Annotated in this window: 16 protein-coding genes; 5 read left to right on the top strand and 11 right to left on the bottom strand. The window is 36.1% G+C overall.

Features of this window, described 5'->3' with window-relative positions; translation table 11 throughout:
• Window positions 1-50 precede the first annotated feature (50 nt).
• From ABID42_RS16410 to ABID42_RS16385, 6 genes are all read right to left on the bottom strand, one after another.
• Window positions 51-1,136, bottom strand: a complete 1,086-nt coding sequence (locus tag ABID42_RS16410) for a 4-oxalomesaconate tautomerase (protein ID WP_367284592.1) — start codon at window positions 1,134-1,136, stop codon at window positions 51-53.
• Window positions 1,137-1,337: 201 nt separating this feature from the next.
• On the bottom strand, window positions 1,338-2,117 hold the full coding sequence (locus ABID42_RS16405) for an NAD(P)-dependent oxidoreductase (RefSeq protein ID WP_367284591.1): 780 nt from the start codon (window positions 2,115-2,117) through the stop codon (window positions 1,338-1,340).
• Window positions 2,118-2,128: 11 nt separating this feature from the next.
• Entirely contained in the window at window positions 2,129-2,746 is a 618-nt protein-coding gene (locus ABID42_RS16400) for a 4-carboxy-4-hydroxy-2-oxoadipate aldolase/oxaloacetate decarboxylase (protein WP_367284590.1), read from the bottom strand.
• 72 nt (window positions 2,747-2,818) lie between these two features.
• A complete protein-coding gene (locus tag ABID42_RS16395; RefSeq protein ID WP_367284589.1) occupies window positions 2,819-4,477 on the bottom strand; it encodes a carboxylesterase/lipase family protein in 1,659 nt (552 codons plus the stop codon).
• 28 nt (window positions 4,478-4,505) lie between these two features.
• The gene (locus ABID42_RS16390) at window positions 4,506-5,222 is read right to left on the bottom strand and encodes a PIG-L deacetylase family protein (protein ID WP_367284588.1); all 717 of its coding nucleotides are present in this window, start codon (window positions 5,220-5,222) and stop codon (window positions 4,506-4,508) included.
• Between the two features lie 22 nt (window positions 5,223-5,244).
• A complete protein-coding gene (locus tag ABID42_RS16385; protein WP_367284587.1) occupies window positions 5,245-6,201 on the bottom strand; it encodes a VOC family protein in 957 nt (318 codons plus the stop codon).
• Window positions 6,202-6,301: 100 nt separating this feature from the next.
• Here ABID42_RS16385 and ABID42_RS16380 point away from each other — a divergent pair, with 100 nt between their 5' ends.
• The 5 genes from ABID42_RS16380 to ABID42_RS16360 all read left to right on the top strand — a co-directional run bounded on the left by ABID42_RS16380 (window position 6,302) and on the right by ABID42_RS16360 (window position 10,315).
• A complete protein-coding gene (locus ABID42_RS16380) occupies window positions 6,302-7,180 on the top strand; it encodes a helix-turn-helix domain-containing protein (RefSeq protein ID WP_367284586.1) in 879 nt (292 codons plus the stop codon).
• A gap of 112 nt (window positions 7,181-7,292) precedes the next feature.
• Entirely contained in the window at window positions 7,293-7,631 is a 339-nt protein-coding gene (locus ABID42_RS16375) for a zinc ribbon domain-containing protein YjdM (protein WP_367284585.1), read from the top strand.
• Window positions 7,632-7,976: 345 nt separating this feature from the next.
• Window positions 7,977-8,429: a DUF2141 domain-containing protein gene (locus ABID42_RS16370; protein WP_367284584.1), complete on the top strand. Its 453-nt coding sequence runs from the start codon at window positions 7,977-7,979 to the stop codon at window positions 8,427-8,429.
• Window positions 8,430-8,529: 100 nt separating this feature from the next.
• A complete protein-coding gene (locus tag ABID42_RS16365; protein WP_367284583.1) occupies window positions 8,530-9,573 on the top strand; it encodes a sensor histidine kinase in 1,044 nt (347 codons plus the stop codon).
• Window positions 9,548-10,315, top strand: a complete 768-nt coding sequence (locus tag ABID42_RS16360; RefSeq protein WP_367284582.1) for a LytR/AlgR family response regulator transcription factor — start codon at window positions 9,548-9,550, stop codon at window positions 10,313-10,315. Before ABID42_RS16365 ends, ABID42_RS16360 begins: the two co-directional genes overlap by 26 nt.
• Before the next feature lie 74 nt (window positions 10,316-10,389).
• On the opposite strand, the gene ABID42_RS16355 is transcribed toward ABID42_RS16360, so the two are convergent.
• From ABID42_RS16355 to ABID42_RS16335, 5 genes are all read right to left on the bottom strand, one after another.
• A complete protein-coding gene (locus tag ABID42_RS16355) occupies window positions 10,390-10,977 on the bottom strand; it encodes a porin family protein (RefSeq protein WP_367284581.1) in 588 nt (195 codons plus the stop codon).
• A 239-nt stretch (window positions 10,978-11,216) separates the two neighbouring features.
• Entirely contained in the window at window positions 11,217-12,212 is a 996-nt protein-coding gene (locus tag ABID42_RS16350; protein ID WP_367284580.1) for a type II toxin-antitoxin system HipA family toxin, read from the bottom strand.
• Between the two features lies 1 nt (window position 12,213).
• Window positions 12,214-12,537: a HipA N-terminal domain-containing protein gene (locus ABID42_RS16345; protein ID WP_367284579.1), complete on the bottom strand. Its 324-nt coding sequence runs from the start codon at window positions 12,535-12,537 to the stop codon at window positions 12,214-12,216.
• Window positions 12,538-12,548: 11 nt separating this feature from the next.
• On the bottom strand, window positions 12,549-12,752 hold the full coding sequence (locus ABID42_RS16340; RefSeq protein ID WP_367284578.1) for a helix-turn-helix domain-containing protein: 204 nt from the start codon (window positions 12,750-12,752) through the stop codon (window positions 12,549-12,551).
• Window positions 12,753-12,948: 196 nt separating this feature from the next.
• The gene (locus ABID42_RS16335) at window positions 12,949-14,241 is read right to left on the bottom strand and encodes a DUF4861 family protein (RefSeq protein ID WP_367284577.1); all 1,293 of its coding nucleotides are present in this window, start codon (window positions 14,239-14,241) and stop codon (window positions 12,949-12,951) included.
• Window positions 14,242-14,685: the final 444 nt, after the last annotated feature.

Genomic DNA, 14,685 nt, shown 5'->3' with positions numbered 1-14,685 from the left:
GAAGATATAAATATTTATCAAAAATAGCCCTTACTTACCTAATTTAATGATTATTCTTGAATAAATACTTCTCCTTTACTCAACAACCTTGCCGTTCTGATAACCCCTGATTTTTTAATTGTTACTTTATCTTCATGTCGCTCAAAATCTAAACTCACCGTAAATTCTCCAGAAGGATGCTCAATGGATAAGTTTTGAGGAGTAAGATTTGTTGATTCAAATTGAGCAATTCCATCTGTTACTGTATTCGGAATAATACAAGCGCTAGCAACCGAAACAGCTGCTAAAACGCCAATAGCTTCGTGTACAATATGTGGAATAAACATACGAGTATTGATAACACCACCGTTTTCGGGTGCTGAAACTAAGCACATTTTAGGAATTGTTTGCTGACTAACGTCTCCTAAATTCATTAAATATCCTGCTTGTAATCTGATACTTTCAACCTTTTTTTTCAAAGAATCATTAGCTTCCAAAGTGTCTTTACTTTCGTTTCCGACCAAGTCAAAATCACTGGCTCGCATCACCACAATGGGCATTCCATTATCAATACAGGTTACTGCTATGCCGTCGATGATATCTTTGGTATTTCCTGTGGGTAATAATGCTCCGCAAGTAGAGCCAACGGTTTCTAAATAATTACAAAGGATAGGAGCGGAAGTACCCACAACGCCATCTACTTTGGCATTGCCTTGATAATTCATTTTTCCGTTAGGTGTCTGAACGACTACTTCACAAATTCCTCCTGTGTTGACAATATTTATTCTGGCTGAAGTACTTGGGTGCATCGCTTGAATCATGCCTGATTCTATGGCAAAAGGTAATACGCCCGCTAGGATATTCCCGCAAGTTTGTGTGATAGAAATTTTACCTTTCCCAACTACAACTTGTATAAAAAAGTAATCTAAATCAGCTACTGGATTTTCAGAAATACTAACGATGGCAACTTTACTGCTCAGTGAAGTTGCTCCGCCCAAACCATCAATTTGGCGAGCATCACCCTCGGTAGTTCCTTCCATCGCTAAAAGTAAATAACGATTTCTTTCGTTTTCGTCAGCAGGTAAGTCTTCAGCTTTGAAAAAAAGCCCTTTAGAACTCCCGCCCCGAAACTGCATATATGGAATGGCTTTTTGCATATTTTAAATAATGCTTAATGATGAATGTGTAGTGCGTAATGTCTTTTGATGATGAATGTTTTTTATGCTTAATGTGTAAAAGCGTAATGGTTATAAATATTTGGAAGAAAGCTGTTTTCAATCTTCAAATTAAATCCTACAGGTAACCATTACGCACTACGCATTTATCATTACGCATTAGAAAGCACTACGCATTCATCATTAAATAAAACTAAGTTTTTCTAAATTACTCCTAGTCCCTTTTGTTACAATTGGGTCGATGCCTTTGGCTTCTAGCATTTCTATTACAGCCTCCATTTCGTGCATTCTACGAATGGCATGGGTTTTACTTCCTTCCACAAAACGGTCAATCAGCTCATTGTTTCCGCCAATCAAAGAACTGATTTGTCCACGAATGTACGGTTCCATACCGAAAGCTTCGCCTGCTTCCATGGCTTCACAAACTACTGCTGCGATACCTTTATAGACAATTGAACGCAATAATTTACGAGTAGCGGCATCGCCAATCTTACTGTTTTCAATACTTGAAATATCGAGTTTTAAAGATTGTATTTTTGCTAAAAAATCTTCTGCATATTCACCTGAAGCTAAAAGAGGCGTCATGATTCCTTTAGGTGGAACTGGTGCCATAATGGCTAAATCTATCATTTTTACACCTGAAGAAGCTAAAATAGAAGCGATTTTCTGTTTCTTTTCTGGACCAGAAGTATTCATTTCACAGAAAAACTGATGTGGTTTTATTACGCTTACTATTTCTGTGGCAATTTCTTCTGAAACCGAAGAAAGGTTTGCACTAAAGATGATATCTGCTTCTTGAACAGCTTCTGCATTGCTAGCTTTTACTTCAATAGAAGGATGTAATTTGCGAAGTGGTTTGGGGTCATATCCTATAACTTTTACCCCTAAATTAACCAAATCATTGGCAAAGTGGCTTCCCGCTTCCCCTAAACCAAGCATGGCAATTGTTAATTTTTCACTCATTTTTAGCTTTATTAATATCCAAATTTTTCATCCCAACCATAAATCTGGATTGAAGGTCTTCCTTTTCTAAGTTCTGCTCTTGTCCTTTCTTCTTTGGCTTCTCTGGCTTTGGCTTTCTCAATTGTTTCTGCTATTTTTTCAAATGGAACAACCACAACGCCATCACGGTCGCCCACAACGATATCGCCTGGATTGATTAATACTTCGCCAATCACAATGGCTTCGTTGAGTGTCCCATCGCCATGATTTGAAGTACCACGAATACATAATCCTCTTGAAAAAACTGGAAATCCCATTGCTTCAATATCATCGGCATCTCTCACACATGCATCAATTACTAAGCCATTGATTCCTTTGGTTTTTGCACCCAAACTCATTAAATCGCCCCAATAACCCGCTTCATAAAAGCCTGAACAATTGGCAATTAATACATCGCCTGCCTTGGCATAAGCGTAAGCCCGATGTAACAAAACATTATCACGGGGCATGGTTTGAACGGTATAAGCTGGACCACAGATTTTCATGTTGGAAGCGATGGGCTTGATGCCCGAAGGTAAATAGCCTTGATTGCCCATTGCTTCGCAAATTGTTGCAGCAGAAAATTTTGAAAGTTCTTGTATGAGTTCCATCCCTAATCGCAACCCTGTAAGGTTTTTAAAACCTTACAGGGTTAATCTTCAATTTTAAATTTAATGCGTAGCCTACGCTAAAGCTTTTCTTGCTTCTCCATCGGGGTTGTTTACCAGTGCAGGAGTATCATCCAAAATCATGGTTTCGCCATTTTGTGTGCTATAAGCTTTCCAAGTGGGTAATCCGCCACCATTTGGATTTCCTGTTTTGACAAAATTGAGAAAGGATTTTGCCATTTTTTCCGACAATGCTCTTGGACGTTTTCCGCCACCTGTATGTGTTAACATCAAGTCTGTATTATAAAACCAAAAACAAATATCGTCGCAGTGGAATGCACGCATTCTGCCATCGAAAAGTGGCGGTTGCCAGCCAAACCAAGCCAAATAAACAGGTGCTTTTTGTTGCGATACTTTTGCATCGGCTGTGGCTACAGCATTTTTTCGGTTTGAAAGAATTAATGACCAAATTTCGATTGGACGAGACTTCGGAAAGTTTTTAGCAAAGGCATCAACAATTTCACCTGATTTTGCTCCAAAGCGAGGTTCTATTTTTGTTTTTACCTCTGCCAATGTGATATTTTCCAAAGCGGCTTCTGTTCTACTTGGGCTCTGCTCGTTGAAAGTTGAGCAAATCATTAATGGAATATTACTTGAAAAATGATTTGAATCACTGAAAAATGCTTGATCATTTAAGTATTCGCCGTCGGAAACGGGCGAATATCCACCTCTTTGTATGTTAAGTCGTTTGGCTTCATCTGCCATTTTATCGACTGCTCTGGTCGTAATGTCAATGTATTCTCTCCACGGAATTTGTTGTAATTTTTCAATCTCACCTTGTTTCAATCCAGCTTCTTCCATGATTTTCAAGCCTAATTTTTCGGCATATTCTTTATTTGCACCAATCAAAGAGCTCCCGCTCAAAGCCACGGCTTTATGAAATAAACCTTTTGCTGATGGCATATTCATCAGACAAGTAACTTTTGCTCCACCGCCCGATTGACCAATAATGGTAACATTATTCGGGTCTCCACCGAAATTAGCGATGTTATTTTTTACCCATTCTAAAGCAGCAACCATGTCCAAACTTCCAACATTTCCTGAAGCGGGATGTCCGCCTACGGCTTTTAAATGACTATAACCGAATGGTCCAAGTCGGTGATTGATAGAACAAAAAACAACGTTACCAAGTCGAGCGATATTTTCTCCATGATAACCATCTTGTTCTATCGCATTGCCATTCGTAAATCCTCCCCCATGCAACCAAACAATCACTGGACGTTTTTGCGTGTCTAAAGCAGTAGTCCAAACGTTTAATTTTAAGCAATCTTCTGAAACATCGTCATAATTCCAATGGTCAACAAAAGAAGCATAAGTATTGGCATATCGTTTTTCCATAATCTGCGGAGCAGTATTTCCCCACCAAAGTGCTGGACGAACATCTGCCCAAGGCGTTGGTTTTTGTGGGGGCATAAAACGATTTTTACCCGAAGTATCAGCTCCATAAGGAATGCCTAAAAACTGATGAATGCCACGAAGAATGAAACCTCGTACTTTTCCATGCTCAGTATTAGCAATAGCGATGTTGTCGCCTACGAATAAAATTTGTTCATCAGCCACAGGTTTTGCAGACTTCGGTACACTAACAGTATTCGCCACAGCTTGTTGCGAAATACCCAAGCCTGCCACACCGACACCCAGTGATTGAATAAAATTACGTCTTGTTGGTTTCATAGTTACTGATTGTTATAAAGGTTGAAATTTAGAAAATTGTACAGACAACTCTTGGCACTTGGCTTTGGTGTGCTTCTGCAAATTTGATGTCTTTTTTGCCAGAAATTCTTCGAGCGTGATTCGCCCTTCGTGAAGCCAATTCTGCATAATAATCTCTCAAATAAGTTTGAGCACCCATACATGCCATCGCTGCCATTTTTTTCTCAATTACCGAAGAAATATCAATAAATGTGTCTGGTACGAAACCACACAGTTCAGGCTGGTGTGGCTCGAAAGAATACCAAGCTGGTGGGTCGATATTCTTAAAAGCACTTGGTACACCAGCACCACTTGATAGCAACCTCGCTCTTTGTGTAGCTTGAAATGCCAAAGGATGATCTGGATTAAAGGGGTCTTTTTCTGAATGTGTTAAAATAACGGTAGGCTCAAAATCTCCAATGATATGCGTAAGCTGTTCGACTCTTTCGTCAGAAATCAACATCGGGTAATCGCCCCAATCTAAAAACTGAATGGGCGTACCGATAATATCTGCGGCTTTTTGAGCCTGTTCATGACGAATAATTTTTACACTTTCAATACTTCTTTTAGGGTCTTTTTTCCATAATTCTCCAGATTCTCCACGTTCTCCGTAAGACATACAAATCACTAAAGTTTCTGCTCCTTCCTCAATCGCTTTGGCGATAGTCCCCGCCGACCGCCAAACAAAATCACCCGAATGGGCACCAATAACTAATAATTTTTTCATAATATTCTTTAATGCGTAGTGATTAAACAATTTCTTCCAACATCGGCGTACCTCTGGTATGGAAACTCTCTACGGTTTTCAATCCCCAAGCTTGTCCTTTCATTCGTTCTTCTTTGTTCCAAACAATGGTTTCGTAATCGGGGTCAAGAATAAGGCGAGCGGTCGGATTTGCTATTTCAATACGATTTCCTCCCGGTTCATAGAGATACAAAAAGAAAGTCTGCTGAATAGCATGTTTGTGTGGACCCGTTTCAATAAATACACCATTTTCCAGCGCAATATCTGCGGCTAACAATACTTCTTCACGACTATTAACAGCATAAGTAAGATGGTGGAAGCGTCCCGAAAGTCCAGAATGGTCTTCAGTAATCGCCAAATCATAAGATTTTGAGTTGACAGAAACCCAAACGCCTTTTGGCTGGTCGTCAAAAACGATGGTTTCAGACATTCTTCCGCCTAAAACGCCAAACTGAAAGTCTCTAAAAGCGACGATGTCTTTTGCCAATAAATTCAAATGGTCGATTCGTCTCACATTCATTCCTCTTCCCGGAAATTTACTAGCAGTATTTTTTAAGGCGGATTTGTTTTCTCCTTCGGCTTTGTACTTATGCGTATCAAAATAGATTTCGCAAATATGTCCATCTGGGTATCTGAATCGATAAGTTTTGCCATAGCCACATTCTCCATCTTGCCAACCGATGCCTAAACCTGTTGCTTCAATGGCTTTTACTCGTCTTTCAAGCGCTTCTTGACTACGAGTTCGCCAAGCAAAATGGCCAATGCCCGAATGCTTATGAGCCGTCAATTTCAGTGAATAATGCTCATAGTCGTCGTAAGCACGCAGATAAACCGAATCGCCTTTGGTTTCCGAAACCGACATTCCTAAAAGCTCTGTAAAAAAGCGAATACTTTCGTCAAGTTTAGGAGTAAGTAATTCGACGTGTGCCAAATGGGCAAGTTCCCAAGTAATGTTATCCATTCAATAATGGGTTTTAAAAAATGTCTGCAAATTTTGAGAAAATCTACAAGATAAGCAGGAAACTATTTTTACTTTTATGGATACAAATCAAACATTATAAATGTTGTCCGAAAAAAATATCACCAATTTTGATGGCTTATATGGAGATGTTCAAGGGAAGTATTCTTCTGAATATATTTTCTTAGAACTTATCGTTACTCGTAGCCAAACATTCGATTGGAATATCAAACCACATATACATTCTAATCTTTTTCAGGTATTTATCGTCAAAAAAGGCTCTTTAAGCTTTCAAGAAGAAACTAAAGCGCATCAACTTGAAGCACCTTGTATTTTACTGATTCCGCCAACATTATTGCATGGATTGGTTTACTCTCCCAATGTAGAAGGCTATATCCTTACTTTATCAGAAAGTATTATTGAGGATATTTTTAAAACATCTAGTTCAATTTGGAAAACCTTTGAACAGATAAGTGTTTTAAAAAACTTTGAAGGAGAATCTTCTTTTGAAAAAATCTTAACAGTAATAGCAAATCTGGAAAATGAATTGTTTGGCGATAATCCCGAACGTTTTTTGATGTTAAAGGCTTTTATTACCCAGTTTTTTATTGCAGTCCACAGATTGACGAAACAAGAGGATGCTCAACAAGCGGGTTCTTTGATGATGAATTATTTTCGGAAATTTCAGCAAAGTATCAAGCAGTCGGAATATCCCAAAAGTATTCCAGCTTTTGCGGATGAATTAAATATTACACCCGTTCATCTCAATAGAATTTGTAAGGCAGTTTCAGGAAAATCAGCGATAGAATTGGTTCATCAAAATCTTATCAATGAGGCGCAAAAGTATCTTTTGCATACTTCTTACTCTGTTTCAGAAATCTCATATTTACTCAAATTTGAGTATCCAAATTACTTTGCAAAACTCTTTAAAAAGTATGTGGGAATGTCACCAAATGAGTACAGAAAGCATGATAGAAAATGAAATAGCCTTTGGTTTCAGAATTTGCTTTTCGGGTTTATTCATGAAATATGCTTAATTTTGAGGATTGTTAGATTTTCCTAGCACATCAAAATCCTAATTCTTAATTAATTCCATGTCCGAATTTGCTCCTTGTCCAAAATGTAAATGTGAGTACACTTATCCAAGTGATTCTTTGTTAGTATGTCCTGAATGTTTCTACGAATGGAATCCAGATGAAGTAGAAGCTGAAGAAGCGGGGTCTAAAATATTAGACTCAAATGGAAATGAATTGAAAGATGGCGATACAGTGGTTGTCATTAAAGATTTACCCGTAAAAGGCGCTCCGAAAGCCATTAAAGCAGGAACGAAAGTGAAAAATATTCGCCTAACAGACGGCGATCATAATATTGATTGTAAAATAGACGGTTTCGGTGCAATGGCTTTGAAATCAGAATTTGTTAGAAAAGCGTAGTTAGCTTTTAGCTGTTTACAAAATTGTTTAAAGGCAATAATTGATATGAAAATTCCTATCGGTTATCGCCTTTTTTTTATGATACTTCACCTAGTGTTTCTTGCAAAAGTGCTGTGTATGTAGGATCTCAATAAACCCTATACTAGGTTGGTGACATATTGTGTTTCTTGCAAAAGTGCTGTGTATGTAGGGCGTTCTTAAAATATCAAGAATAATTATATGCTTTATTATAACCTCTTCAATGCCTATTTTGCCCGCTTGCCTGTTTTTTTTATGTCATATAAAGCACAATAAGCATACTTTCGTTTAAGAAAATCATTCCTTAATTTTTTAAAATAAAGTCTTATGAAAACAAATGTTTTTTTTAGTACGATTTTATCAATCGGACTATTTTTTACTCTTTTCAGCTCGAATATACTAGCTCAAAATACCCAAGTTACTGTTTCAGTTTCGGGAATTAAATCTGGGAAAGGTAAGATTGTCTTAAACGTATTCAAAGATAGCGATGGCTACGAAAAAGAACGTCCTTACAAAATATTTCAGTTCGATAAAAAAGCACTTACCAACGGTACTTTAGTATTAAAGTGTACTTTGGATGCTGGTGTTTATGGCATAACGCTTTTGGATGATGAAAATAGTAATGATAAAATGGATAAATCGTTTATAGGAATGCCCAAAGAAGGCTTTGGCTTTTCAAACTTTTTTATGGAGAAGTTGAAAAAACCAAGTTTTGAAGACTTTAAGATTCAACTGAAAAACGATAATGCCAAGATTGATATAAAAGTAAAATATATCTAATCAAAAGGGATTTAGCTTTGTAAATATACCTCATTGTGATAGTTGATGGTTCTGGATTCAAAAGAGTTCAGAACTATTTTATTCATCAAAAATCGCCCTTATGAAAATTGTACTGCCCATAAAAAGTCTGATTGGTATCAATTGGTTGTTGACAGTAGTCTTCAGTGGAATTGTTTGCTTGTTTTTGTTTCAAATCAAAACCGAACAGCATCCCATTCTTTATTCTTTTATGACAGCCACCACAATCTCGCTGATAAGTTATACCAATATTTACGTCCTAATTTATTTATCTAAAATTTATGAATTGAATTCCAAAAAATTCAGGATTTACCGCTGTGTAATAACTTATACCGTCAGTGCCATAACATATCTAATCGTTTGGCCAATATTTGCTTTTTTTTCCAAAAAAGAATGGTCGCATGATGACTTTGCATTACTGTTAACTTTTATTTTATCAAGTGCACTTATTAATACGCTGATTCTACTTCTCCAAGATTTCGTTTTATTACATACTCAGAAGGCACATACTGAACTAGAATTCTCTAAACTAAAAACGGCCCATGCCGAAGCCGCCAATTTGCTGTTACAACAGCAAATACATCCTCATTTTCTGTTCAATGCCCTCAATACTGTAAAAGCTTTGTACAGAAAAGATACTAGCGCTGGTGATACTTATATCGTTCATTTAGCCAATTTTTTACGGGCATCTATTTTTACGCATTCCTCCAAAGTATCAAGGTTAGATGAAGAATTGGCTCTTTTAAAAGACTATCTTGAGATGCAGAAATTTAGGTTTGGTTCGGCTCTGTGTTGTATCATTACATTACCAAATGATATTTTAGAGAATTATTATTTGCCATCATTCTCTTTACAACCATTGTTAGAAAATGCCATTAAGCACAACGAACTAACCGAAGAAATGCCATTAAGAGTTGTAGTTTGGTACATGAACGACAGAGTAATTGTATCCAATAATTTGCAAAGGAAATCTGTTAAAATGGAATCTACTAACAATGGATTGGCGAACCTCTCTGAACGTTACAGACTTTTGTCGAGTGACAACATCATTATTAAAGAAGAAGATAAAATGTTTTCGGTAAGTATAAAACTATTGTCGAATGAATATAGTAATCATAGAAGATGAAAGATTGGTAGCTGATGACCTCGAAGCAAACATTAAACAATTACTGGCCGATACAGCCAACATTGTTCAGCTTCGTTCTGTTAAAGAAGCCGCTACCTATTTAAACGATGCTCCTTTACCTGATTTGATTTTTAGTGATATTCAATTAGGGGATGGACTGAGCTTCGAAATTTTTGCAGCCGTTAATAAGCCTGTACCTGTAATATTTTGTACTGCTTACGACGAATACGCTTTGGAGGCCTTTAAAGCTAATGGTATAGACTATATCCTAAAGCCATTTACTACACAAATACTTGAGCAAGCTTTAAAGAAGTACAGACAATTAAAACAAGTATTTACGGCAGACCAAGGCTTTCAATATAATGCTTTGATGCAAATGTTGGCAGAAAAGAACCCTCAGAAAGCGGCATCAATCATCGTATATCATCAGGATAAAATCATTCCTATTAGTTTGGATGATATTGCTTTATTTTATTTGGAAGGCGAAACTACACATTTACTTACTTTTGGAGGTAAAACGTATTTTCCGAACAAGGCGCTCGAAGAGCTTGAACGAATTGCAGGGAGTCATTTCTTTAGGGCAAATCGGCAGTTTTTAGTTTCACGTAGTACTATTATTGATGTATCAAGCTTTTTTTCGAGAAAACTCTCTTTAAACCTTTGTTTACCTTTTAAAGAGAAGATAATTATCAGCAAAGCAAAAGCATCTGTTTTCCTTGAATGGCTTGCTAGAACTGGATGATTGCTGTTTGGGTATTATAAAAACCCTTACTAAAATTAGTAAGGGTAAATGTATGGCAGTACATTTAGAGGTACTTAAAAAAGATAAAAAACACTTACTTGTATGGTATTATTGGTAAAGTCATTTTTGATATTTGAGATGTCAAAATTACTTACTTTCGAGATGCCATAAATGTATCTTGCCCCAATACCCAAGCCTCCTGCTGTTTGATAGCCCAAACCACCAACTACAGATAAATCAAGTTTTTTGACAAATTCACTTCCATTCAGACCTTCAATATCTTCTTTTAGTTTCATTCCTACTTGTGGACCAGCTTCAAAATAAATACCTGATTCAGTGCGGTACTTTAATTGAAAAGGAACGGTTAGATAATAAATTTTCAAGTCTTGATTATCCCAAACACCCCCTTTTACTTTCGCTCCTTGCGTTGAAAAGAGAAACTCTTCTTGAATCGACAAGTTATCTGTTAATTTAAACCCGACAACTGCACCTGCATGAAAGCCCAGTAAACCTTCGGTATCAAAATTGGCGTTGTTGAAATTGCTATAATTTGCACCTGCTTTCACACCAAACTCGAATCTTTGCATAAGATTTTTGATAGGACTTTGCCCAAAACTATTGGTAGCTACTAAAATAAAACTTAATAAAATTAGTTTTTTCATCTTGATTAATCTTTTAACGTTTAGTTTACCCAAGCACCTCGCTTGATAATTTGATGCCTAAAATTCATACTTAATAAAGCATCAGGGAAGTAAAACAAAAGCGAAGCGGGCAAAATCAAGTATGAGATGGAATAGCGAGGATTCAAGTTTTTTGCTAAAACGGAATGTCAATTAACCTTTTAAGATTTTGAATTGAAAACAATAAAACTAGTCTAGTAATCATTGAGCGGGTTTTACCATTATACCAAATAATTACGCTTAGTATTATACAAAAGTAAATAAGCCTTTTTACTGGCATTTGATAGGAATGAGTGATTTGTTAGCGTTTCTACTTGTGTTTGTCGCTGTAAAAATGGCTGTAAAAGCTTTATGATTCTATGTTCTGCAATACCTATTCTTTTCCCAAATTCTATAAAATCATCTTGATGAACATGTCCTGAATTTTTGAAATGTTCCGACTCAAAACCATCTTTGAATAACCCTTTATCCAAGGCAAAATCCGTGTCGGCAACGTGTAAACGAGTATTAATTAAATCGTAAGCAGGACTCAAAACGTAATCTCCTTTGGGTGTTTCAAGTACTGAAAAATTCTTTAAATGTGCGTCTCCATTGCTGAAAAGGTAATTGAAAACCACTATAGAAAAGTACTTGTCCATTTCTATGCGCCAAGTGGGTACGTATTTTTGTATCAATTCTGCTAAATCTTCATAACTAAATTCATACTTGTAGTTTGGTCCAAAATTATCTTTGGTTTTTCCAGCTAAACTGGCAAAATCTTCCTCGCCCCATTTTAGTCCGTCAGGTCTGATATCAAAACGTTTGGTGAGATAGGAGGGAGTACCATCTTTAAAAAATACCAAAGCATTTTCTGCTGTTTTAATGCCATAAACTTGCCAGGCAATTTGCATCGTAAGATGTTCATTTGCTGGTACTTGATCTACTTTTTTTAAATCTATTGGAATCGGTTTTAAAATATACTCGCCTTGTTCACCTTCTTTGGTGAGCCTTAATTGGTTTTTATCCAAGAGTAAACTCAGTTTTTCCTGAACACCCGAAATAGAAATTCGTTTTCTATTTTCCATGAATAAATCTTCAATGTCTTCATTCGATTGCGGTACTTGATAAGGCAAAATATGGCTAACTTTTTTATTATTGAAAACTTTTCGCAGACAAGCGGGACTATAACTGCTAAAACCCTCTGCCAATGTGCCGGGACAATATTTTATCTCTTCCATATTAATTCAAAGGTTTAAGAGTTACTGCACCGATGGTATCGTATTCTGAGGTTTTCGCTAATAATCCGAAATGGTCATTTTCATCTATTTTCAACAACATACTTTGCAATTTACGATTTACGCCTTCGCTGAGCATATTATAAAAAAATGGAAATAAGATTTCTGAAACATATACTTGTTTTGATTTGGGTAAAGTAAGGCTAATTGGCTGACTATCAGATGATAATAAGTAATTATCGTCATACTGAAATAGATAGTTTTGTCGATTTTCTTCGGTAAGTATTCCTGCTAAAATACCATTTCTATATACTGCTAATTGTCTCATTGTTTGATTTTTCAAGGATTAACTTTTTTGATTGACCAAACTAGTTCCATACCCAAAACCTCTGACAGTTTGGTGAGAGTTTCAAGTCTCGGATTGGCTTTACCACTTTCAAAAGCTTTAATCGTTCGAAGTCCCACATCTGCCAATTCTGCCAAGTATTCTTGCGTAACGCCCAATTGTTCTCTTCTTTGTTTTAATTCCTGTGATAAATCCATCTAAGTATCATTTTATAGTGCAATATACAGCACTTTTTGTTGATGTTGAAGTTTTAAAGATAAAAAAATAAGCCAAAGGGGCTATATGATGCCCCTTTGGCTTATTTTTAATAGCGTGACCAAAGACACGTTTGAAGTATAAACAGATGAGAGAATCTAATCAGCAAATCATTTTTTCTGACTCAATTCATAATTCTTACTGTACTTTAATAGAAACTTCAGTATTCAATTGAGCCATTAATTTTTTAAGATAATCTTCAAAACACTTTTCAGTTTTGAAACATTCATCGGCCAATTCCCAAGCACCAACAGCATAATAACGTAAATTGCTGTTATTTTTTAAAGCCAGTTTTGCATAGTAACTTAATGCAAATGAGCCAGTTTTAGGCGATTCTCCATAGCCTTGATAAACTTCAGAAGGCACAATAATGGCTAAACCAATGATGAATTCTTTGTTATAGCTTTGCGCATCATGCGTATAAAGGGCAACAAATTTTCCTTGTTTAATTTCTGTTACTGGATGATTCGTCGCTACTTTCGACAGACCAATGACCACCGTTTCGTCTCCTTTCAATCCAGAAAATTTTACGTTATTCTGATAAGCATACATGCCTGGCCAAATGGTTGGTTTTTCAGATAATTGGTAAGTTCTATCAGTCGTTGGTTTCCAATTATGATAATCTAAACTAATCTGTGATTTTACAGCACCTTCGCTAACAATCTTAAAGTCAGTAGATTCTACATTATGAATAGTATCGTTTGCCGTTACACCAACTCTATAAAGTTGGTTATTGATTAATAAACCCACACCACCAAGACCAACCGAAAGTCCTTCAGCATTCCCTGCTGGTAAAATATCACGCCCCCAATCTTTCAAAACATGATAATTATCCTGAACAGCACCTGTTTCTGAAATTCCAACATTTTCTGGAGAAATAGCAGAAGTTCTTTTCCCAAATAAATCCTTTGCATTTCTACCATCAAAGTAATGACGGAAAGCTACTTTATCGTTTTCCCATGATGGCCCGTCGGTTTGATAAGGCTGATAACCAATAATTTTAGGTAATTGGTTCGCATAAAAAGTATCGCTAGTTTTTGGCTCAACGGGCGTATTTTTTGAACTTCTTTTTCCAAAACGTACACTTGTTTTGATAGGATAGCTAGGCTGATTACTTGTCCATTTTAGGGCTAATCGCACACTTGATTTTTGAGGAATATCTGCTACAAAAAATAGCTCATCAAACTGTCCATCTCCATCTAAATCATTCAATTGAGAAGGAATTTCTTTCCCTTTTTTATCAATAATCTGAGGAAAAAGATGCTTGTCGATTTTCGATTGAAAGCGTTTTGTTGCAATACTTACAGGCTTTTCTACTAAATCAGTATTGCTTTGATTGGTTAAAGTAATGCTATTACCAGACAGACTTTTCTGAGCCAAAGCATTTAAGCTAATAATAGTGGTAAATGTTAATACAAAGAGTTTGTTCATATTGAATAAATTTAAATTTTAAGAGTTGAATTCGTAAAAATAAATCCATTCCTTTCATTTTCAAAATCATTAGCAAATGCTCCAACAGTTCGCATGATAGCAGTTGGATTCCAAATTTTTAAAATGCTAATCGTTCTGATTCTACTGTTTTACCATGTAGAATGGTGGATATATTTAATGGTATCGACATGTTTTAATATTTTTTAGCACTATCGGAAAAGTACAAAATATTATGTACTAATATACAGCCGTATAAGCTTATCATCACTGTAAAGTTAGAACATATATCCTACATTAAAAAAATGAATGCTTAGGCAGAAAATACCAAAGACATCAAAGAATAACATTGGGAAGGAACAATCAGTAAGTAGGAGGGAGAAGAGTTTTAATGAAGTAAGAATAGCGTAAATACTGAGAGAATATAGTTGGTGGTATGTGTAAACC

This window comes from Arcicella rosea, from assembly GCF_040543805.1.
Taxonomy (GTDB): Bacteria; Bacteroidota; Bacteroidia; order Cytophagales; family Spirosomataceae; genus Arcicella; species Arcicella rosea.
Note: the sequence above shows the minus strand (reverse complement) of the source record. Positions and strands in the feature narration are given on the sequence as shown.

What these genes read in the sequence shown, in the direction of transcription:
- ABID42_RS16410 (WP_367284592.1), bottom strand. Translation starts at nt 1,136, where the DNA reads ATGCAAAAAGCCATTCCATATATGCAGTTTCGGGGCGGGAGTTCTAAA.
- ABID42_RS16405 (WP_367284591.1), bottom strand. Translation starts at nt 2,117, where the DNA reads ATGAGTGAAAAATTAACAATTGCCATGCTTGGTTTAGGGGAAGCGGGA.
- ABID42_RS16400 (WP_367284590.1), bottom strand. Translation starts at nt 2,746, where the DNA reads ATGGAACTCATACAAGAACTTTCAAAATTTTCTGCTGCAACAATTTGC.
- ABID42_RS16395 (WP_367284589.1), bottom strand. Translation starts at nt 4,477, where the DNA reads ATGAAACCAACAAGACGTAATTTTATTCAATCACTGGGTGTCGGTGTG.
- ABID42_RS16390 (WP_367284588.1), bottom strand. Translation starts at nt 5,222, where the DNA reads ATGAAAAAATTATTAGTTATTGGTGCCCATTCGGGTGATTTTGTTTGG.
- ABID42_RS16385 (WP_367284587.1), bottom strand. Translation starts at nt 6,201, where the DNA reads ATGGATAACATTACTTGGGAACTTGCCCATTTGGCACACGTCGAATTA.
- ABID42_RS16380 (WP_367284586.1), top strand. Translation starts at nt 6,302, where the DNA reads ATGTTGTCCGAAAAAAATATCACCAATTTTGATGGCTTATATGGAGAT.
- ABID42_RS16375 (WP_367284585.1), top strand. Translation starts at nt 7,293, where the DNA reads ATGTCCGAATTTGCTCCTTGTCCAAAATGTAAATGTGAGTACACTTAT.
- ABID42_RS16370 (WP_367284584.1), top strand. Translation starts at nt 7,977, where the DNA reads ATGAAAACAAATGTTTTTTTTAGTACGATTTTATCAATCGGACTATTT.
- ABID42_RS16365 (WP_367284583.1), top strand. Translation starts at nt 8,530, where the DNA reads ATGAAAATTGTACTGCCCATAAAAAGTCTGATTGGTATCAATTGGTTG.
- ABID42_RS16360 (WP_367284582.1), top strand. Translation starts at nt 9,548, where the DNA reads ATGAATATAGTAATCATAGAAGATGAAAGATTGGTAGCTGATGACCTC.
- ABID42_RS16355 (WP_367284581.1), bottom strand. Translation starts at nt 10,977, where the DNA reads ATGAAAAAACTAATTTTATTAAGTTTTATTTTAGTAGCTACCAATAGT.
- ABID42_RS16350 (WP_367284580.1), bottom strand. Translation starts at nt 12,212, where the DNA reads ATGGAAGAGATAAAATATTGTCCCGGCACATTGGCAGAGGGTTTTAGC.
- ABID42_RS16345 (WP_367284579.1), bottom strand. Translation starts at nt 12,537, where the DNA reads ATGAGACAATTAGCAGTATATAGAAATGGTATTTTAGCAGGAATACTT.
- ABID42_RS16340 (WP_367284578.1), bottom strand. Translation starts at nt 12,752, where the DNA reads ATGGATTTATCACAGGAATTAAAACAAAGAAGAGAACAATTGGGCGTT.
- ABID42_RS16335 (WP_367284577.1), bottom strand. Translation starts at nt 14,241, where the DNA reads ATGAACAAACTCTTTGTATTAACATTTACCACTATTATTAGCTTAAAT.